At 59.9% G+C, this 18,514-nt stretch carries 18 protein-coding genes and 1 tRNA gene; 5 read left to right on the top strand and 14 right to left on the bottom strand.

The window, feature by feature from the left end:
* Positions 1-11 precede the first annotated feature (11 nt).
* The 7 genes from JFN90_RS20450 to JFN90_RS20420 form a co-directional block, all read right to left on the bottom strand.
* Positions 12-1,199 (bottom strand): phospholipase D-like domain-containing protein, encoded by a 1,188-nt coding sequence (locus tag JFN90_RS20450; protein ID WP_199396976.1) that lies wholly within the window; start codon positions 1,197-1,199, stop codon positions 12-14.
* Positions 1,200-1,286: 87 nt separating this feature from the next.
* Entirely contained in the window at positions 1,287-1,508 is a 222-nt protein-coding gene (locus JFN90_RS20445; protein WP_199396975.1) for a NifU family protein, read from the bottom strand.
* A 91-nt stretch (positions 1,509-1,599) separates the two neighbouring features.
* Positions 1,600-3,000, bottom strand: a complete 1,401-nt coding sequence (locus JFN90_RS20440; RefSeq protein ID WP_199397038.1) for an aspartate ammonia-lyase — start codon at positions 2,998-3,000, stop codon at positions 1,600-1,602.
* 146 nt (positions 3,001-3,146) lie between these two features.
* Complete coding sequence (locus tag JFN90_RS20435; protein ID WP_236019095.1) at positions 3,147-3,752, bottom strand: HAD family hydrolase; 606 nt, start codon at positions 3,750-3,752, stop codon at positions 3,147-3,149.
* Positions 3,749-4,909, bottom strand: a complete 1,161-nt coding sequence (locus JFN90_RS20430) for a class I SAM-dependent methyltransferase (protein ID WP_199396973.1) — start codon at positions 4,907-4,909, stop codon at positions 3,749-3,751. The genes JFN90_RS20435 and JFN90_RS20430 overlap by 4 nt, the downstream gene beginning before the upstream one ends.
* 178 nt (positions 4,910-5,087) lie before the next feature.
* Entirely contained in the window at positions 5,088-6,122 is a 1,035-nt protein-coding gene (locus tag JFN90_RS20425; RefSeq protein WP_199396972.1) for a helix-turn-helix transcriptional regulator, read from the bottom strand.
* On the bottom strand, positions 6,119-7,549 hold the full coding sequence (locus JFN90_RS20420; RefSeq protein WP_199396971.1) for a DEAD/DEAH box helicase: 1,431 nt from the start codon (positions 7,547-7,549) through the stop codon (positions 6,119-6,121). The genes JFN90_RS20425 and JFN90_RS20420 overlap by 4 nt, the downstream gene beginning before the upstream one ends.
* 473 nt (positions 7,550-8,022) lie before the next feature.
* On the opposite strand from JFN90_RS20420, the gene trmB reads away from it, so the two are divergent.
* Positions 8,023-8,646, top strand: a complete 624-nt coding sequence (gene trmB, locus JFN90_RS20415; protein WP_199396970.1) for a tRNA (guanosine(46)-N7)-methyltransferase TrmB — start codon at positions 8,023-8,025, stop codon at positions 8,644-8,646.
* Between the two features lie 72 nt (positions 8,647-8,718).
* Here trmB and JFN90_RS20410 read toward each other — a convergent pair whose 3' ends face one another.
* The 3 genes from JFN90_RS20410 to JFN90_RS20400 all read right to left on the bottom strand — a co-directional run bounded on the left by JFN90_RS20410 (position 8,719) and on the right by JFN90_RS20400 (position 12,216).
* Entirely contained in the window at positions 8,719-8,997 is a 279-nt protein-coding gene (locus JFN90_RS20410) for a type II toxin-antitoxin system HicB family antitoxin (protein ID WP_199396969.1), read from the bottom strand.
* 64 nt (positions 8,998-9,061) lie between these two features.
* On the bottom strand, positions 9,062-9,190 hold the full coding sequence (locus JFN90_RS22660) for a type II toxin-antitoxin system HicA family toxin (RefSeq protein WP_456237449.1): 129 nt from the start codon (positions 9,188-9,190) through the stop codon (positions 9,062-9,064).
* 65 nt (positions 9,191-9,255) lie between these two features.
* The gene (locus JFN90_RS20400) at positions 9,256-12,216 is read right to left on the bottom strand and encodes an NAD-glutamate dehydrogenase domain-containing protein (protein WP_199396967.1); all 2,961 of its coding nucleotides are present in this window, start codon (positions 12,214-12,216) and stop codon (positions 9,256-9,258) included.
* A gap of 319 nt (positions 12,217-12,535) precedes the next feature.
* On the opposite strand from JFN90_RS20400, the gene truD reads away from it, so the two are divergent.
* From truD to JFN90_RS20385, 3 genes are all read left to right on the top strand, one after another.
* Positions 12,536-13,732: a tRNA pseudouridine(13) synthase TruD gene (truD, locus tag JFN90_RS20395; RefSeq protein ID WP_199396966.1), complete on the top strand. Its 1,197-nt coding sequence runs from the start codon at positions 12,536-12,538 to the stop codon at positions 13,730-13,732.
* A gap of 37 nt (positions 13,733-13,769) precedes the next feature.
* Entirely contained in the window at positions 13,770-14,612 is an 843-nt protein-coding gene (ispE, locus tag JFN90_RS20390) for a 4-(cytidine 5'-diphospho)-2-C-methyl-D-erythritol kinase (protein WP_199396965.1), read from the top strand.
* Between the two features lie 15 nt (positions 14,613-14,627).
* Positions 14,628-14,702: transfer RNA gene (locus JFN90_RS20385), tRNA-Gln, on the top strand.
* 57 nt (positions 14,703-14,759) lie between these two features.
* Here JFN90_RS20385 and JFN90_RS20380 read toward each other — a convergent pair.
* Genes JFN90_RS20380 through JFN90_RS20370 form a run of 3 tightly spaced genes read right to left on the bottom strand, consistent with a single transcriptional unit; the run spans position 14,760 to position 16,852 of the window.
* Positions 14,760-15,215, bottom strand: coding sequence for a hypothetical protein (locus JFN90_RS20380; RefSeq protein ID WP_199396964.1), 456 nt, complete (start codon positions 15,213-15,215; stop codon positions 14,760-14,762).
* Positions 15,187-15,753, bottom strand: coding sequence for an archaeosortase/exosortase family protein (locus JFN90_RS20375; protein ID WP_199396963.1), 567 nt, complete (start codon positions 15,751-15,753; stop codon positions 15,187-15,189). Before JFN90_RS20375 ends, JFN90_RS20380 begins: the two co-directional genes overlap by 29 nt.
* A 10-nt stretch (positions 15,754-15,763) precedes the next feature.
* Positions 15,764-16,852 (bottom strand): putative Ig domain-containing protein, encoded by a 1,089-nt coding sequence (locus JFN90_RS20370; protein WP_199396962.1) that lies wholly within the window; start codon positions 16,850-16,852, stop codon positions 15,764-15,766.
* A gap of 339 nt (positions 16,853-17,191) precedes the next feature.
* Here JFN90_RS20370 and JFN90_RS20365 point away from each other — a divergent pair, with 339 nt between their 5' ends.
* Complete coding sequence (locus JFN90_RS20365) at positions 17,192-17,890, top strand: carbonic anhydrase (RefSeq protein ID WP_199396961.1); 699 nt, start codon at positions 17,192-17,194, stop codon at positions 17,888-17,890.
* Between the two features lie 161 nt (positions 17,891-18,051).
* On the opposite strand, the gene JFN90_RS20360 is transcribed toward JFN90_RS20365, so the two are convergent.
* A complete protein-coding gene (locus JFN90_RS20360) occupies positions 18,052-18,252 on the bottom strand; it encodes a hypothetical protein (RefSeq protein WP_199396960.1) in 201 nt (66 codons plus the stop codon).
* Positions 18,253-18,514: the final 262 nt, after the last annotated feature.

Below are 18,514 nucleotides of genomic sequence, written 5' to 3'. Positions count from 1 at the left end.
ACTTTGTTGTATTACAAAAACCAGGCTACCGGGCTGAACAGGCGCTCCAGGAAACGTACCGGCCAGCCGCGCCGCTCGTGCTCGTGCAGTACGATACGCCGGGTCCCGGCGAAGTCGGCCTCCAGCATGTCGACCACCTGGGCGCCGAAATCGTGGCTGTCCACCACCACGTTCAGCTCGTAGTTGCGGTGAAAGCTCCTGAGGTCCATGTTGGCGGAGCCGACCATGGTCCAGTCGCCATCGATGATGAGCACCTTCGCGTGCAGGACGGCGCGGTCCATCTCGTGGATCTCGACGCCGTTTCTCAATAGTTGCCCGTAGTAGGTACGGCTCACCAGGCGTACCAGCGGGACGTCGCTCTTGTACGGCAGCAACAGCCTGACCCGCACCCCGCGCCCCGCCGCCCGCAGCATCGAGCGGATCACCCGCGGCCCCGGTATGAAATAAGGGCTGACGATGGTGACGCTCTCGGAGGCCCCGGCGATGGCGACCCGGAAGGCGCTCCTGATAAAGCTCCGCTTCTGGTGCGGTCCGCCGTTCACTATCATGACCTTGGCATCGCCGTCAAGTTCCGGCAGCGGAGCGGGGTCGGTTCCCACCGGTGGCACGCCCGCCTCCTCGCCCCAGGTCTCCCGGAACAGGCGCAGCAGTTCGAGTCCCGCCTCACCCTCGATCTGCAGCCCCACGTCGCGCCACTTGGTCTTTTTCTTGCCGAAGCCGGAGTAGACGTCGGCGATATTCATGCCGCCGGTGAAGATGCGCCAACCGTCGATGATGACGATCTTTCTGTGGTCGCGCTTGTCGAACCATGCGATCCCATTGCGGAAGGGGGGCGGGTTGAAGGGGGCGCAGTTGACGCCGCCCTTGGTGAGCCGTTTGAAATACGCCGCTGGGGTGTCGAAACAGCCGATGTAATCGTACAGCACGTAGACCCGCACCCCGCGCGCGGCGGCGGCGATGAGCGCGTCGGCCACCATGCGCCCGGTCTCGTCGTCGGCGATGGTGTAGAACTCCAGGCAGATGCTTTTGCGGGCCTTCGGCAGCGCCTCCAGGAGGGCGGCGAAGAATTCGGAGCCGTAGCGGTACAGCGTGGCGCGGTTGCCTAAAAAAGTAACGGCATCGGTGTTCCTCTTGAAGAAGTCGAAGAACTTCGCAGTTTGAAACAGCAACTGCTTTCTTTTTCGCCGCACGCTGGTCATAGGCCGAATCCAAAAGCGAAAAGCGCGGAAATAACGTCAACCGGTTACTTCCGCGCCCTCGGGTGTTACGAGTAAGGGGGATGCCCGTTACACGGAGATGACTTCCTTGATGCCGGGGATCTTCTCTTTGATGGTCCTTTCGATCCCCATCTTGAGGGTCATGGTGGACATCGGGCAGTGGCCGCATGCCCCTACCAAACGCACCTTGACGACGCCGTCGTCGGTTACTTCTACGAGTTCAACATCACCGCCGTCCGCCTGAAGCGCCGGCCTGATGTTTTCCAGTATCGCTTTTACTTCTTCAGTCATGTACTCCTCCAGTGATCTTTGGTTTGGAACAGGTATGAGTCTATAGGATTTTTACAATAATTGCAAAGTCCACCGACACTCCGCCCGCCGACTAATCCTTGCCGTGCACGCCGGGGGTGGTGAGCGGGTAGGGGGCCAGCACCTCTTCCAACTCCTCCTCGGTCAGGATGCCCCGCTCCAGGATCACCTCGCGGATACTCTTGCCGCTCTTGGCGGATTCCTTGGCGACCTCGGCCGCCGCGGCGTAGCCGATGCTGGGCGCGAGCACCGTGGCGAGCCCCACTGACTGGTCCAGGAAGGTGCGGCATCGTTCCTCGTTGGCGGTGATACCTGTAACGCAGAGCGACGTCAGCTGGTGCAGGCAGTTTTTCAGGATCTCCATGGCGAAGAGCAGGTTGAAGGCGATGACCGGCATCATCACGTTCAGTTCCAGCTGCCCGGCCTGGGCCGCCAGCGCCACCGTCAGGTCGCACCCCATGACCTGGAAGCAGACCATATTGGTCACCTCCGGGAGCACCGGGTTCACCTTGCCGGGCATGATGGACGAACCCGGCTGCATGGCGGGGAGGTTTATCTCGCCCAAGCCGGTGCGGGGACCGGAGGAGAGAAGGCGCAGGTCGTTGGCAAGCTTGATCAGGTTGACCGCCGCCCCCTTGACTCCGGAGGAGAGGGCGACGAACGGGTCCATGTTCTGCATCCGCTCGACGAGGCTTTCGCCCCGGATCAGCTCCTGTCCGGTCTCGCGGGCGAGTCCCTCGACGATCAGGTCGATGAAGGCCTGCTCCGCGTTCAACCCGGTGCCGACCGCGGTGCCGCCGATCCCCAGTTCACACAAGCCTGGCAAGGCGCGCTCGATGCCTGAGCGGTTGTTTGCGATGGCGATGGACCAGGCGGAGAACTCCTGCCCCAGGCGGATCGGCACCGCGTCCTGCAGGTGGGTGCGCCCCGATTTGAGGATGTGGTCGAACTCGATCCCCTTGCGCGCCAGGGCGTCGGAGAGGTCGCGCAGTTCGTTGTTCAGGTCCTGCGCCAATTCCAGTGCCGCCAGCCGCATCGCGGTGGGGAATACGTCGTTGGTAGACTGCGCCATGTTGACGTGGTCGTTGGCGTTGACCCGGGCGTACTCGCCGACGATTCCTCCGAGAATCTCGTTGGCGCGGTTAGCCAGCACCTCGTTCACGTTCATGTTGTGCGAGGTGCCCGCGCCGGCCTGGAATGGGTCGACCACGAACTGGTCGGCGAACTGCCCGGCGAGCGCCTCATCGGCGGCCTTCACGATGGCCTCGCCCAGCTCCTTGGGCAGCCGGTGCGTGGTCATGTTGGCGACGGCCGCGCATTTCTTGATCCGGACCGTGGCCCGCACCAGCGCTTGGTGCGGCTTGAGGCCGGAGATGGGGAAGTTGTTGACCGCACGCTGCGTCTGGGCGCCGTAGTAGGCACCTTCCGGCACCTCCACGGTTCCCATGGTGTCTTTTTCCAGCCGGTATGCCATGGCGAGCTCCTCGAAAACGATTTTTCTGGGCATGTTGTCCATCGAAACGCCCTGAACTTGCTTTGAGCCGTCAGCCGTTACTGACGCCTTCTCTCTGAAGTGTGACGCGCAGAATCAGGCCAAGTCTTTGTCTCAGCAGGGAGCTATCAGTGTACCAGATCTGCCAGTGTCAGCAGCTCTTCAGTCGTTTTCATCTCGAAGATAGGGCAACCCATCGACTCGGGAACTGCCAGGTCGACACGATAGCGATCACCGACAAAGAGCGTCTCCTGCGGACGACAATCGATCTTTGCCAGTATGTCCTCGATGATGCGGCGATCCGGCTTCGGGATCCAGTAGTCCTCGATGGTGAACACTTGGTCCAGCAGGTCGCTCACGCCTATCTGCTTCATGATCCGGCAGGAGAGGTCGCGGTTGTTGTTGGTGTAGAGGTGCAGTTGGCAGCGGGTGGCGAGAAGCTGCAGGAGTTCCCGGACGCGGTGGTCGGGCTTGAGCAGTCGTTCAGGATGGCAGTCGGCGGCGAATCTTCTATGCATCTCCTGCAGGGTTCCCCCCAGGGTCACCACCGCGCGGCTGAGCGTGCCGCCGACGCCGTCGGCGGCGCGGGTCGCTTCGAGGAGGGCTTCCGCCTCAAGCGGAGAGAGTCCCTTCAGGTCGGCCACGTAGTGGATGGCGCTCTGGTTCACCTCCTCTCCGAGGCGTTCCTCCTGGTACAGCGTCCCGTCCAGGTCGAAGACGATGGCTCTGATCAAAGCCCCATTCCCCATTTCCTCATGCAGAGCAACTGCGGGTTGTCCACCCCCTTGGCCTGGATCAGCACCTTGAAGGTGTCGCCCATGCCACCTTCGGGCATCATCAGCTTCTTGATCGCCAGCCGGTGCTTCAGGCTCTCCTGCTCGTCTTTCGCCTGGGCCACGAGCTGCATCAGTTCCTCCATGAGGCCCACGCCCAGCAGGAAGCGGTACTGTTCGCCGTACCAGGCCGCGACCAACCCCTCCTCCTTGCCCGCCTCGATCAGCGAGCTGAAGTTGATGTGCGTGGTGATGTCCTGCTCGCCCACCAACCGGTACGGGTCCTCGTTGGTGCTGTGCTTGTGATAGCAGAGCAGGGTGCCGTTGCGCCTTTGCGAGGCGTAGAGCTCCTCGGAGAGGTAGCCGTAATCGATGGTGAGGACGAAACCGCGCTCGAGGGTCGTGGCGGCGCGGGTGATCCAGGCGGGTGCGGCAAGGTTGATCTCGGCGCGCTGGCCCGGCATGAGACGCACTTCGAACTTTGCCAGGTAGGCAGCCAGTTCCGGCGTGGACGGGGGCTGGAGCTTTTCGCGGAAGCCGTTGGCGTCCGCCGAGACGAACACCTCCTTGAGGCCGTCCTCCGCCATCTCGACCAGGTGCACCGGCATGGCGTCGAAGAGTTCGTTGGAGATGATGCAGCCGGTGAACCTGAGCGCGCCGTCGGAGAGTTCCTGCGGCGAGCTCCATGCCAGGCGTTCGGCGTGCTGTGCGAGCCGTGCGGCCTGGGCCTCCTTGAGCGAGGGCTCCTTCTCGATCAGGCGATAGGTGAGGGCGGCGTAGAGGTTGGTATTCTCCTCGGCAATGGCGTCCAGGATATCCTGCGCCAGTTGTCCACCCCCAGCGCCAGCTTCGGCGACGGTGAAGGTGTCGGGGCGATCGAGCAGTTCCCAGAAACGGCCGATCTCGCGGGAGATCAGGCGGCCGAAGGCGCTGTGCACGTTCATGCTGGTGTAGAAATCCCCCTCGGCGCCAACCTTGCGCCCCGGGGAGGTGTAGTAGCCCAGGTCGGGTTCGTAGAGAGCGCTCTCCATGAAGGAGGCGAAGGTGATGTCACCGCCGGAGCGGATGCGTTTGAGGATGATTTCTGCCAGTTGCGTCGTTGCCACTTCGTCAGCCATTAAAAGCCCTCCTGAATCTGAAGGTCTTTTTATATACGGAACGAAAATGGTTGTCAACGCAGGGTGAGAGACGGGGGGCAGGTTGGATTATATATAGTGCTAACTGAGGCAGGGATGTTGTGCTCTGGGCACTAACGCGACATAGGGGCGTGCCGTCGCACGAAGTGACTCCGGTGACTCAAGCGTCCCCGCCCCCGGAGGGGGAGGGACAGGGAGGGGGGGCGTAGACCAGAGCGGTCGCTTGCACCATCCCCGCCAGTTCGGCGCGCAGGTGGGCCGGTTGGAGTAGTTCGGCGTGTGCGCCGTAGGAGAGCAGCCAGGCGAGGATCTCCATCTTGCCGCCCGCGTGGAAATTGAGCCGCAGGGTCCCGTCCGCCTGCTCCTCGATGCGCTGCGACGAGTGCCAGACGCGATCCCTGATGGCGTGGGCGATGGAAGCGGAGAACCTGATCACGACATCCATGGGGGGCTCTGCCACGATGCCGAACGCCTCGCCCAGCGCCGAGCCTGGATGGAAACCCTCGGGTATCTCGAAGCGCTCTTTGAGCGGCTCGACGCCGCAGATGCGCTCGACGGCGAAGGTGCGCAGCGCCTCGCGCTCCTGCGCGTAGCCCAGAAGGTAGATGCCGCCTTTCTGGAACAGCAGCGTGTAGGGATCGACCCGGTACTCGACCGGTTCGGGACGGTTGGGGGGGCGGTAGGAGATGACCACGGTCTGCTGGTAGAGCAGGGCGTTGCGGATCAGTTGCAGGTATTCGGCGTGGCGGGAATAGTCGCGCTTCCCCTGAAGAAGCGGCAGGGATACCTCGGCGATGCGCTCCATGTGGGCGGCGAGGCGCGGCGGCAACACCGAGTTTACCTTGCGGAAGACGCTCTGCATGTCCTCCAGGAAGGGCGTCCCTTTGAGGAGGTCGAGCTGGGAGCGCAAAAGAGATAGGGTCATCAGCTCCTGCAGGGTGAAGCTGATGGGAGGGACGTCCTTGAACCGGGTCAGGAAGCGGTACACCTTCTCGCCGTCCTGCCAGTCGGAGATGAGCGGGTAGCCCGCCTCCTGGATGGCGATCAGGTCACGGTGGATGGTGCGCTTGTTGACGCCGGTCTCCTCGGCAAGTTCGGCCACGGAGATCCCGTGACGCGCCTCGATGAGGCGAATCACGTCGTGGACCCGGCCCGCCTGGGAGTATTTGCGGGGGGGACGTCCCTTTCCGGTCACGGCTGCTCGGGCTGCTGCTCGCCGGTCGTGGCCTTGGGCTTGCGGCGCCTGCGCTTGCGCTTGGCCGGTGCATCTCCGGTTGCGGCCGCCTCGCCTACAGGCGCTGTTTCCAGCGGCGCCTGCTTAGCTTCCTTCTCAGATTTTTCCTTGCTCGAACCTGACCTGCCGCCCTTGCTGCGGGATTCTCCGCGTCCGGTTTTTGCCCCGCGATCGCCGGACTTGCCGCCCCTGCCACCGGGTTTGTCGTCGGTGCGGCGCGGAGGCCTGGCAGTTCTCTTGTAGTCGTGGACGAACATGTCGTCCTCGGCCCATTCGGTGGGGATCTTCTGCTTGATGAAATCCTGGATCGCCTCGATGTAGAAGGCGCCGTCCTCGTCGGCGAGCGAAATCGCCATCCCCTCTGCGCCGGCGCGGGCGGTGCGGCCGATGCGGTGCACGTAGTCCTCGCAGTCCTGGGGCAGGTCGTAGTTGATGACGTGGGAAACCCCTTCGATGTGGATACCGCGCGAGGCGACGTCGGTGGCGATCATGATGGGAAGCGCGCCCGCCTTGAAGTCGGAAAGTATCTTCATCCGCTTTCTCTGCTCCACGTCACCCGAGATCACCCTGCAGGGGAAGTCGTTGGCGTTCAGACGGTCCTGCAGGTATTCCGCCTCCCGCTTGGTGTTCACGAAGATCATGGTGCGTTCCATGCCCATCTTGCGCAGAAGGCCGAGCAGCAGGGGGAACTTTTCTTTTCTCGATGCGTGGTAGAGGACCTGCTCGACGCGCTCCGCAGTCATCTGCTCAGGTGTCACCGAGACCTTTTCCGGCATGTTCATGAACTCGTAGGCGAGTTCCATGACGCGTGTGTTCAAGGTGGCGGAGAAGAGGAGGTTCTGGCGTTTCTCGTAAGGCGGCAGGCGCCGGAGGATAAAGCGCAGGTCGGCGATGAAGCCCATGTCGAACATGCGGTCGGCCTCGTCAATGACCAGGGCCTCGACATCCTTCAGCGAATAGACCTTCTGCTTCAGGTAGTCGATCAGGCGCCCCGGGGTGCCGATGACGATGTCTGCGCCGGCCTTGAGTGCGTCGCGCTGTTTCATGTAGTCCACGCCGCCGTAGATGGCCTGGATGTTGAAGCCGGTGTACTTGCCCAGCGTCTGGGCGTCCTTTTCGATCTGGACGACAAGTTCCCGGGTGGGTGCCAGGATCAGTGCGCGGGGGTGGTGCTCGGCGCCTGTTTTCTGTTGGCTCAAAAGCTTGGTGAAGATGGAGATAAGGAAAGTGGCGGTCTTGCCGGTTCCGGTCTGGGCCTGTCCCGCGACGTCCTTGCCGGTGAGGGCAAGCGGCAGCGCCTTTTCCTGTATCGGTGTGCAGTCGGTGAAGCCGGTTTCGTCGATGCCCTTCTGGACCAGTTCCGGCAGCTGCAGCTCTGAGAATTTCATGTTTGTGTTTTCCTTTTTTGCCTTATTTCAACCGGATACAATTAGCATGTTGTGAGAAAAATGGCAATGACAGAAAGGCAGGCGCGGGAGGCAAGGAGAAAGTCAAAGGCTTTAACGCAAAGACGCCAAGCCGCAGAGGCGCAAAGAGAAGAGCATGCAATGCCTCCCTTAGTGGGTTCCCGCAGCGTGTGGATAAAAAACAATTTATTTAACGCAAAGCCGCAAAGGCGCCAAGAAAACCTTCAAGCTCGTTTTGTTCTGTCTCCGTCGTCGCCTTTCTTGGCGACTTTGCGCCTTGGCGTCTTTGCGTTAGGCCTCTGGTTTGTGTCGGTTATTGCCTTCTTAGCGCCTTTGCGTCTTTGCGTTACCAAACAGCTTTTCGTTTTTGTCTTCCTTTCTTTCCGTCTTTGCGCCTTTGCGTGCCACGGCTTTTTGTGTTATGTTCCCCGCGACAAAATCCGCAAGAGGTACCGATGACGCAATCCTTTATTCACATCGAATCACCCAACTACCTGAGACTTCAAGACCTTTCCACCCCGCCCGACTGGCAGGGCATTTTCGGCAACCACAACCGACTCGCCCTGGAGATCGGCTGCGGCGTGGGCGACTTCATGCTCAAGACCGCCCTGGACCAACCCGACACCAACTTCGTCGCCATCGACTTCTACAACAAGGGGTGCGACAAGACCTGCCGTCGCATCGACCGCCACGGCGTCAGCAACGTGCGCGTGGTGCGCGACGAGGCCCGCGCCTTCGTCACCGAGCGCATCCCCAAGGGGAGCCTCTCCGCCATCTACATCAACTGCCCCGATCCCTGGCCCAAGAAGCGGCATCGCAAGCGGCGCCTGGTGAACCGGGAGTTCATCGAGTTCCTCCTGGACTACATGGTCCCCGGCGCGGACTTCTTCTTCGCCACCGACTTCGACGACTACGGCATTGACGTCGCCAACGCCCTCCCCGGTATCACGGCCCTTGAAAACCAGTTCGGCCCGGATCTCTACCGCCACGAGTTCCCCGGGTACCATCTCTCCAAGTACATGCGCAAGTTCATGGCTGAGGGGAAACAGATCTATTTCATGCACTACAAGGTGAAGTAGGCCGGTATGCGTAAGAACAGAAGAGGGGGGCCGAAATGTCGGCCCCCCTCTTCTGTTCTTACGCATACCGGCCTACTGTAGCTTGGAGTGCGCGGAAAGCTTTGCTATGTCGATGTCGATCATGCGCCAGATACCGCCCTCGTAGCTCGGGTCATCCTTGAGCATTTCAAGAGACGTCGGTGGCGGGATCTCCATATCTTCGCCGTCAAAATAGACCTCCGCCGCCTCCTGGATCATGCGGGGCAGGTCCTCTTCAGAGTCGGCTGCGGAATAGCACCCTGGGAAGTCAGGTATGACGACTCCATGGGCATGTTTTTCGTCGCCAGGATGCAGATACACCGGGTACAACATTTTCTACCTCCACTCCCAACCAGCCTGCTTGAAGATGTGCCGCAGCGTACCGATCGGGATGTCCTTACGTGGGCAACGGGACCACCACATGTCCAGGTTTGGAGGGATGCCTAAACTTGCGGTGGTCTCCCTTGCCTCCGACATGGCACCAGCCATCCTCTTCCAATCTTCGAATGATCTCTCGGCTGCCCATTCCATTTATATACAGAGTAGTTACCTATGAGCAAGCAGAAAAACGAGCACCGCCTCCGGCTCGGATCACCCGAACATCCGCATCAAGTGCCCCTTGAGCGTTGCCTCGAAGTCCGCTTCGCGGTCGCCGCTGTAGACGAGCGACGAGCCGATCTCGGCGGCCAGGATGGCGAAAAGGTACTTCTGCGGCAGGTTTTTGATGCGCTTGGCGTACTTGGGCTCTTCCCGGAGCATCTTGGGGAGGTGCGAGAGGATCGCTTTCTTGTAGATGGGCTGCAGGCAGAGCTGCGGCCGGTTCTGGAAGAAGCGGTAGATGGTCGCGTACTGCTCGTTGATCTCGCCGCTTAAGGCATCGGAGATCTCGGTGCAGAGAAGCCCCGGTTGCTCGCGGTGCCGCTTCAGGATCAGCCGCGCCTCGTCCGCTGCGCGCTGCTCCAGGATCTCCAATACGTCCCGCACGTAACGCTCCTTGTGCGCCATGAACTCCGTCTCGGTAAGGAGCAGGTTGGCGATGATCTCGTAGGAGGATGAGATCACCCCGCACTTGTTGGCCGAGGCGTCGCGCATGATGATGACACCCTTCTTCTGTAACTGTACGCGCGCTTCCGGCGTGATGAAGGAGTTGGCCCCCTCGACGATGGCCCCGGCTGAAGGGGCGCCGTTGGGCAGCAGGTAATTCTGCCAGTTGTCCTTGTCGATGGTTTCCGGCCGTCCGCCGGCGGGGATGAAGAGGTCGGTCTTCACCGTGAAGGGGAGACTGGCGTAGACCCTGGAGAACTCGTCGGTGGAGATCCACTCCTCCCTGAGCCCCTCGGCGGTCTTGGTCACCTTGCGGTACAACTCGCGCAGACCGTCGCGTCGGCTGCCGCTGCGGTAGAGCAGGAAGCCGCCGGGGTGCAGCGCCTGCGGGTCGAAGGCGTCCAGGTCCTGCTGCAGCACGATGCGACCCAGTTCCTTGCGGTCGGCCCCCTCCGGGTCGCACAGGGCGGCGGTGCCGTCCAGGACCAGCTTGATCGCCACCTGGGGGGCGCGGTCGAGGAGAATGCGTATCGCGTTGCCGGCGACGTCACCGTTGGGGCCGCCGGTGAATTTGACGCTGAAGGGATCGCGGTAGATGTCGATGCCCAGCTCCGCCATGGTGATCTCGGCGAACTTCACCACCCCCGTCGAGGTGACGCCGTACTCCTTGTGGTTGATCCCCACTTCCTTGCTGGACATGATGCCGATGCCGAGGATGTAGCCGCGCCGCTTGGAGATGCGGGCGATGTTCTCGATCATGGAGTCGTGCATGTTCTCGTCGGGCCCCAGCTCGATCGGCTCGTCTTCGCGGTAGTAATCGACCACAACGGGGGAGCGCGCCACGCCGTGGTCGGTGACGAAGATGTCCAAAAAGGCGTTGGTGACGCCGTGCTGTAGCTTGTACAGGCGCCAGTTCTCCATCTGGCGCTCGCTGCCGCGCTGCAGGTCGGAGGAGTCCAGGATCAGCACCAGCTTGGAGCCCCCTTCGTAGATGTCCTTGTTCTTCAGGTGCTGGGTGTGCGCCAGCACGAAGTTCTCCCTGAAGATGGTGTTCGAGTTGGTGATGAAGTCGTCCAGGTTGCGGGCGATGACGGTGCGCCAGCCGCCGCGCGCGATGTCGGAGAAACCGATGTGGTAGCCGAACCCGAAGCGGCTGAAGAAGAAGGTGACGCGGAAGGGGAGCGCCTGCGGCAGGTCGGCGGTGAAAGCCGGGCCCAATTCGGACAGGTAGGTCGGGTCGAGCCTGAAGGCGAAGGCCTGCTTCTCCAGCACGAAGAAGTTGGTTTTAAGCGTATGGGTGATGAAGATGAGGCAGCAGCGGTAGATGGCGCGGCGCACCTCGTCCAGGTAGCGGTGACCCGTGTTGTAGTCGTTCACCGCCCGTACCGTTTCCTCCAGGATCGAGGCGTAGAGGGGATGGCTCTCCGTGATGGCGGGATCGAAGCGCGCCTTGAACAGCTTTACGAGCTGCAGCGACATCTCCGGGTGGGCGTGGAAGGCGTTTTGCACGTCGTCCAGGCCGAAGCGGTCCGGTTGGTTGTGGGCCAGGTTGGTATGGCAGAAGGCGATGAACGCGTTCACCAGCGAGGCTTCCTCGCCGGTCATGACGTTGTTGGTGACGAACTCGCGGTAGGTGTAGCTCTTGGTCGAGACGATCTGGGTGTTGTAGAGCTCCTGCTGCAGCCTGCGGTACAGTTCGGAGCCAGGCTCCAGCACCTCTCCGGAACGCCGGTTCACCAGGAAGGTCCCCAGGAAATAGGGGTGGACGCCGTTGGAGATGTTGAGGCAGTAGGCGCGGTTGACACCGAGGTCGAGCCGGTTGAACACCTCCATGAGCTGCAGGAGGAACTCTTTCTGGGGCGGGTTGGCGACGGCGAAATGCACCCTGGAAATCTTCACGTCCGGGGTCGGCTCGACGTGCAGGTACAAGCCGCCGCTCCTGCTCGACTTTTGCAGCAGCTGCAGCACCTGGGCCACGCGCAGCGGCGAGGCCACCTTCACATAACTCTCATTGTTGAGCCAGAGGATCTTGAGCAGGCGGTCGAACTCTTTGAGGTCGAACTCGGGATAGGTCGCACGCAGCTCGGCGGCGATCTTGCGCATCAGACCCTGGGGGAGTTGCAGGTCCTTCCAGGCCATGATGTCGTCGTTACTCTTGCGGTCGAACTCGAAGCGCTGTATCTCCAATGCCTGGTTCATCCCCGGCATGGCGCTGTCGGAGTGGGTGATCATGGCGTAGGAGATTTCCCGGTCCTGGAAATGCCGCAGCGAATCGTACAGCGAGCCCGGCTCGTTCACCCTGGCAAGAATCAGGCTCTTGTCCCGATCGGCCAGGATCAGGCGCCGGTTGCTCTTGAGGGAACGAAGCTCGCGCTCCAGGAGTGCCAGGGCTTCCGGCTCGTCCTGCATGGATGTGAAAAAGTAAGGATTGATCTGCTCTCTCAGCCATTTGCGGTTTTCTGAAAGCTCATTGGCGGCGCTTTTTCTGACACTGGCCTTGCTGCACATGCTTCATTCCCCTTTGGCATCGATATAACTGCACCCGGACCAGTATATCAGCGACAGCATAAATTGCTAAATGGTTCTTGCTTCTGATTGAAAAAAAGTTTGCTTTGGGTAAACCGTCATCGTCGGCACGATAATCGGGTACCACGCTCTTTTCGAAGAAAGATCCGTGATGGCTCTAGAGAGATGTGCAAGCAACGTCAGCGGCAGGCCTGACCAAAGGTAAGGCACCACGATTGCCGCCGCTTACGAAACCAGTTGAAACCGGACCTGCTACTGGGTATGATGCCGTGTTCGATAGAACGTTCGGGATGGAGGAACGGTGCAAAGATATTTAACCGCCGAGGTACCGGGTACCGGCGGCACAATTAAAAATACCCCCGAGGACTTCGTGGTGGAGGAGATCCCCGCGTATCTCCCCAGCGGGCAGGGCGAGCACTGCTACGTCGTCATCGAGAAGCGCGGCATTGCCACGCTGGAAGCGGTGCGACGCCTCGCCAAGGCGCTTGGCGTGCAGGAACGGGACATCGGCTACGCCGGCATGAAGGACGCGGTGGGCATTACCCGGCAGACCGTATCCATCCCCCGGGTCGCACCCGACAAGGTGCGCGCGCTGGATATCCCGGGCATCCAGATCCTCTCCGCCGTGTTGCACGGCAACAAGCTGAGGCTTGGGCACCTGAAGGGGAACCGTTTCGAGATCCGGGTTCGCGAGGTTGCGCCGGGTGCGCTGGCGCAGGCCGAGGCAGTGCTTGCCGTGCTGATGTCCCGCGGCGTCCCCAACCGGTTCGGCGTGCAGCGCTACGGCGTGCAGGGGAACACCCACGCCATCGGCGCCGCCATGCTGCGCCGCGACTACAAGGCGGCCGTCGATACCTTGATCGGCGACCCCGCGCAGGTGACGGACGAGCGCTGGCGGCAGGCCATCGAAGCCTACCGGCAGGGGGACCTGGCCGAAAGCCTCGCCCTGTTCCCCGGACATTTCCGCACCGAGCGTGAACTGCTGGGACGGCTGCAGCAGCGCCCCGACGCATACGAGAAGGCTTTCCACGCGGTGCAGCCGCGCATGAAAAGACTGTACCTCTCCGCATTCCAGTCCTCCCTGTTCGACCTGGTGCTGGAGCGGAGGCTGGAAAGCCTGGACCTGGTGGAAGAGGGTGACATCGCGTTCAAGCATGACAACGGCGCCTGTTTCATTGTTCAGGACGCGGCCGCCGAGGCGCCGCGTGTCGCGGCATTCGAGATTTCCCCGACCGGGCCCATGTTCGGCTGCACCATGATGGAAGCCCAGGGTGCGCAAGGTGAGCTGGAAGCTGGGATCCTCGCTGCCGAGGGATTGGTGCCGGATAGTTTCAACCTTTCCGGCGGTCTCAGGATGGAGGGGGAGCGCCGTCCGCTGCGCGTGCCCATTTCCGCAGCCACGGTGCGCCAGGATGGCGGAGATCTGCTCTTCGATTTCTCCCTGCCGCGCGGCGCCTACGCTACCTGCGTCCTAAGCGAGGTAATGAAAGATCAATAAATTCCTGTTCCCGTCAAGGGGATGGAAGGAGAACGCCGTGGAGAAACTGCAATTACAGGCGCCCGCCAAAGTGAACTACCGCTTGGACGTGCTGGGGAAGAGGCCGGACGGCTATCACGAACTGCGCATGGTCATGCAGCGGGTCGGCCTGTGTGACGAGATCAGCATCGCCCTGAGCGCGACCCCCGGTATCCGCGTCACCTGCGGCAAGAAGGGAGTGCCCGACGGCCCCGGCAACATCGCCTGGCGTGCGGCAGATGCGCTCTTGAAACTCTCTGGAAAAGAGACCGGCATCGACATCGCCATCGACAAACGCATTCCCGTTGCAGCCGGTTTGGGCGGGGGGAGCAGCGATGCCGCCACCGTGCTCATGGGAGTCAACGAACTCCTGGGGCTGGGACTTTCCGATGAGCGTCTCATGGAGATAGGAGTGAAGCTCGGCGCCGACGTCCCTTTCTTCATCTTCAAGAAAACCGCCTTGGCTGAAGGCATTGGCGACAAGCTCACCGCTTTGGAGTCGATGCCGAGTCTGTGGGTGGTCCTGGTCAACCCAGGTATTCATGTATCAACCGCCTGGGTATATCAAAATTTGATATTGACAGAGAAGGGTCCTGCCACTATAATCCGCGGTTCATACAGCAATGCGGCAGAAGTTGCCGCGCTTTTGTCCAACGACCTCGAGCCCGTGACATGCGGGAAGCATCTGCTACTGAACGAGGTGAAGGACATGCTGCTTACCGCCGGAGCCGCCGGTTCCCTGATGTCCGGCAGCGGCGCCACCGTCTTCGGAATTTTTGAAGACGAAACCGTCGCCAGGAAAGCCGCCACCGATATAGCGGCAGCGCGCGGTTGGTTTGCTGAAGCGGTGCAGACGCTGTAAGAGAAAACAGAATATTGGGGCGTCGCCAAGTGGTAAGGCAACGGGTTTTGATCCCGTCATTCCCAGGTTCGAACCCTGGCGCCCCAGCCAATAAATAAGAGGACTTAGCCACCACGGCTAAGTCCTCTTCGTTTTTGCAGCCAGAAACTATCCCCGATTGAAACAAGGTGATTGCTCGCGCTTCGCCATTCCCAGCATTTCCTCGATTTCCTGAAAAGCAACTAACAGCCATAGCAGAACCGGTAATAACCAGTGCATAACCATGTAGTAAACCTGGGTGTAAAATTCCTTTGCCGCAGCTCCAGGCTTTTCAGCGTAAGGAAGAACGCCCCACAGATGAATCATAATCCGGTCTATCAGAAGGTAGAGCAAAATCGCCCCCAAGATACCACAGCACCTTTTTCGAGCAGATAAACCAGGGGTTGCCAGGACAAGCGCGAAAAAAAACGTTGTCGCTCGTGACCCTGCAAAAGGAATGGTGCTTGGGTCGGCAATCCCAGTTTGAAGTATTGACTTGTACACCCCTGCAAACCAGGGGAGGGCAGGCAGTAAGAGGATTGAGAACAGCAGGACCTTACCCAGAAATAGAAGGATTCTCTTCACGCATTACCACCGTTTTGATCCAGGTAAGCCACATCGCGATAACGAGCAGGACGAACACGGTTTCCCACACGAAGTCATGAAAGAAGTGTGCGCTGTTCGGGAAAACATCGGTCAGCAACCCAAGCGTGACGAGCCGGGTCAGATTGGCCGCGACAATGAATGGAATTCCTGCCGCAAGAGCCAATATTTTCGATCTGGGCGAAGCGGTGTAGGCGAGCACGAAGGATGCGAATAGGATTAGAACGTTGACGGCCGTACACTCCTGCGTCACAAGCCAGGTGTCGTTTTTCAAGCTGATCGAGTAGCCGGTCACCGTGTTCTGAATGTGGAGTTGGTTCAGAAACAAAGACGTGGTTTGCGTCGTAAACTCCCGCAAAGGGTCGGTGCCTTTCCACACCGGGACAGCAAGCCAAAGCACGATATGCAGGAGAACCATGTAGCCGCCGAAGCAAAGGCAGGTTTTAAGGAGAGGCGGAAAAGGGCGGCTGGAGTTATCCTTTGCCGCTAACGATCCCGGATTACCCGTTTCTTTTGCCATTGTCACAGTTTCACTTCTCGTTTCTGCGTGCAAAGATCCCGAGACCCGCCAGCATTCCATATAACAGCCACCAGCCGTTCATCACCGGAACAGCCGTGGGACCTGAGGCTGAGACGATGACTGAAAAAGGTGCGAGGGACGTGGAACCCGCACTGTTGCTGGCAGTAATGATGATACTGGAGTAGGTGCCGGCATCGGAACTGGTGGGTGTTCCGGTAAGGGCTCCCGTTGAGGTATTAAAGGTCGCCCATGCCGGCTTGTTGCTGATGCTGAAGCTGGAGGCGTATGCTGCCGTCGGTGTGAAACTGTAAGCCTTGCCTATTGTTATCGCGCCGGCGGGAGAGCCCGAGATGGTGGGGAGCGGCAGGGTCACCGTAACATCGGTGCTTTTGGTGCCGGTCTGGGTGCCATCCGTGACTTCGACTGTGTAGGTATGGGTGCCGATTGAAAGCTGCGGCAAAGCGGCCAGGTTAAGCGGGATGCTGACGGTGCCGGTACCTGCCACGGCCTGGTAATCCTGGACTACGGTTCCACCCTCGAGCCACCTGTAACTTAACGGATTACCGCCAGTGGGATTGAAGACTGTGGCAGGGATCGTGGTCGTGCCCTGCTGGCCGGCTGACAAAGAGAGAGAAGCGGTAAGAGTGATGAAAAAGGGATCGACAGTCAGGCCGCCGACTGATGAGCCCGCCGCTCTCATGAATCCGAGACCACGGCCGAAGTCCGTGAAGGAGAAGGTGAGATTGTGGTCGGTCGCGATGCCGGTGTAGGTCTGCTGCAGTGATCTCTGCCAGTCGCCCGTCGCATCGGTTGATATCCCCAGGGGGTCCTGGTTGGAGAGAAGCGTTGTGCCGTTGTCGGTAATGGCCCAGTTCCAACCGACTGCTGTGTTGGGATACGACGCGTCATGGGCATTGGCCGTGATGGTGAAGGGAATCCCGAGATAGACAACGCACGGCGCGGTAAGGGAGTACGTGGTCTGCCCAAAGCTGTCGGTCCAAGACGCTGTCCAGTTGGAACCTTCGGGGCAAGCTGCAAAGGCAGGAAGGGAAAAAACGAGGCAAAAGAGCAGGGCCAAAACACGAATCACATATTTCATAGAAACTCCTCGCAGCCAAGAGTGAAAACGGTGCGCTGAGTTTCATTAGAGCAAGAAGAATGCCGCAATGAGTAATATCGTAAAGCGGTATCCACAGCCTGTCTTGCCGCTTTCGATGCAGAGCGGCCACTGCCGTGGGAAGGCTGGTACCTGTGATATCGCTGGAGAGGTTCCGTGATTTGGCCAGCGAGATGAAGGTTGAAAGTACACGGATTTTGTTGAATTAGTAATGTTCACATTAAAATTAATGTACAATATTGTCGCCTTGTTTTACAGTGTGCGCCCATTCAGCAGCTGTTGCTGCAACTACAGGCCCTTTGGGCGCGACAAGGAGGATTAATGTTCAAAAAGTTGGCTGTGTACATGGCCCTGGCGGGAAGTCTGCTCTCGGTCTCGGCGAGCTGGGCTTCGTCTACCACGACAGAAGTTACTCCCGACCAGGCACTCAGCATGCTGATGGCGGGGAACAGGGAGTTCGTCAAAGGTGAAGTAGAGCACCTGGAGAAAATGTCCACACCGGCGCGGAGAACGGACCTTGTCGCAGGACAGCACCCATACGCCATCATCCTCACCTGCTCCGACTCTCGCGTTCCGCCCGAGATCCTCTTTGATAAGGGACTTGGCGAGATTTTCGTTGCCCGTGTCGCCGGCAATATCGCATCCGCCAGTGAACTGCTCGGGAGCATCGAGTATGGCGTCGAGCACTTGGGCGCCTCGCTGATCATGGTCCTTGGCCACTCCAAATGCGGCGCTGTCACCGCCAGCTACGACTCGCACATCGCGGGGACCATGCCTGCGAAGAATATCAACAGCCTCGTCAAAGCGATCGATCCGGCCGTGACCGAAGTTCTCGCCACCAACCCGACCGGCACCAAGGCGGAGGTCGTCGAGGAATGCATCGTCGAGAACGTCAAAAAGGTAGCTGAGTCGATCGAAGTCAACTCCCCGATAGTGAAGGAGTACCTGGAACTCGGGAAGGTGAAACTCGTGAAGGCGAAATACGACCTCGGCACCGGCGTCGTGACCGTTCTCCCGTAATAAGCATTTGCCCAAAAGGGCGGGGCGGCACCTGTCGCCTCGTCATCTACCCCCGGGCCCATTCAAAGCTCGATGTTGATTTCGGTTGGTCAGACGCTCGAAAATTAAAAGGGACTGGCCTTTGGGCCAGTCCCTCATGCTCCCGATCTCATGCTGTATCGTCAGATCCTGTTTTTCAGCAGGTCCTTTCCTTTCTGTACCAAGTTCGAGTTGGAATCGATTACCTCGTTGAAGAACCTTTCCACTTCCTGATCGCCTTCGGCGTCTTTTATGTATTGGCTGCAGGTCTCAGCTGCCTGCGACGCGTTGTAGATAACGCTAACCAGGTCGAATTCTTTGTTTTTAAGCAGATCTTTTGTCATGGCAATCCTCCTGTGCCGTAACCCTTAAAACTTCCCCCCTTTCACTGGGGTCTACTCCGCCCCTCACCGACCGGTGGTAGCTGTGATGCCGACAGCGGCTTCGCATACGGTTGGTTTTGGACTTAAACTTATCTTACCCTTTCTCGTTTCGGCTTTCCAGATCGAAGATATCAGGAATGGGGAGGTGACCTTCGCACTTTAGGTGATGACCTTCGCACTTTAGGTGATGACCTTCGCACTTTAGGTGATGACCTTCGCACTT

This window comes from Geomonas propionica (genome assembly GCF_016458235.1).
Taxonomy (GTDB): domain Bacteria; phylum Desulfobacterota; class Desulfuromonadia; order Geobacterales; family Geobacteraceae; genus Geomonas; species Geomonas propionica.
The sequence above is the reverse complement of the archived record's forward strand: the minus strand, read 5'-3'. Positions and strand labels throughout refer to the sequence as shown.

Coding starts and splice junctions, on each gene's coding strand:
- JFN90_RS20375 (WP_199396963.1), bottom strand. CDS start 15,753: ATGGCAAAAGAAACGGGTAATCCGGGATCGTTAGCGGCAAAGGATAAC.
- JFN90_RS20450 (WP_199396976.1), bottom strand. CDS start 1,199: ATGACCAGCGTGCGGCGAAAAAGAAAGCAGTTGCTGTTTCAAACTGCG.
- JFN90_RS20445 (WP_199396975.1), bottom strand. CDS start 1,508: ATGACTGAAGAAGTAAAAGCGATACTGGAAAACATCAGGCCGGCGCTT.
- JFN90_RS20430 (WP_199396973.1), bottom strand. CDS start 4,909: ATGGCTGACGAAGTGGCAACGACGCAACTGGCAGAAATCATCCTCAAA.
- JFN90_RS20420 (WP_199396971.1), bottom strand. CDS start 7,549: ATGAAATTCTCAGAGCTGCAGCTGCCGGAACTGGTCCAGAAGGGCATC.
- JFN90_RS20360 (WP_199396960.1), bottom strand. CDS start 18,252: ATGACAAAAGATCTGCTTAAAAACAAAGAATTCGACCTGGTTAGCGTT.
- JFN90_RS22660 (WP_456237449.1), bottom strand. CDS start 9,190: ATGGGCAGCCGAGAGATCATTCGAAGATTGGAAGAGGATGGCTGGTGC.
- JFN90_RS20410 (WP_199396969.1), bottom strand. CDS start 8,997: ATGTTGTACCCGGTGTATCTGCATCCTGGCGACGAAAAACATGCCCAT.
- trmB (WP_199396970.1), top strand. CDS start 8,023: ATGACGCAATCCTTTATTCACATCGAATCACCCAACTACCTGAGACTT.
- JFN90_RS20440 (WP_199397038.1), bottom strand. CDS start 3,000: ATGGCATACCGGCTGGAAAAAGACACCATGGGAACCGTGGAGGTGCCG.
- JFN90_RS20370 (WP_199396962.1), bottom strand. CDS start 16,852: ATGAAATATGTGATTCGTGTTTTGGCCCTGCTCTTTTGCCTCGTTTTT.
- JFN90_RS20400 (WP_199396967.1), bottom strand. CDS start 12,216: ATGTGCAGCAAGGCCAGTGTCAGAAAAAGCGCCGCCAATGAGCTTTCA.
- JFN90_RS20365 (WP_199396961.1), top strand. CDS start 17,192: ATGTTCAAAAAGTTGGCTGTGTACATGGCCCTGGCGGGAAGTCTGCTC.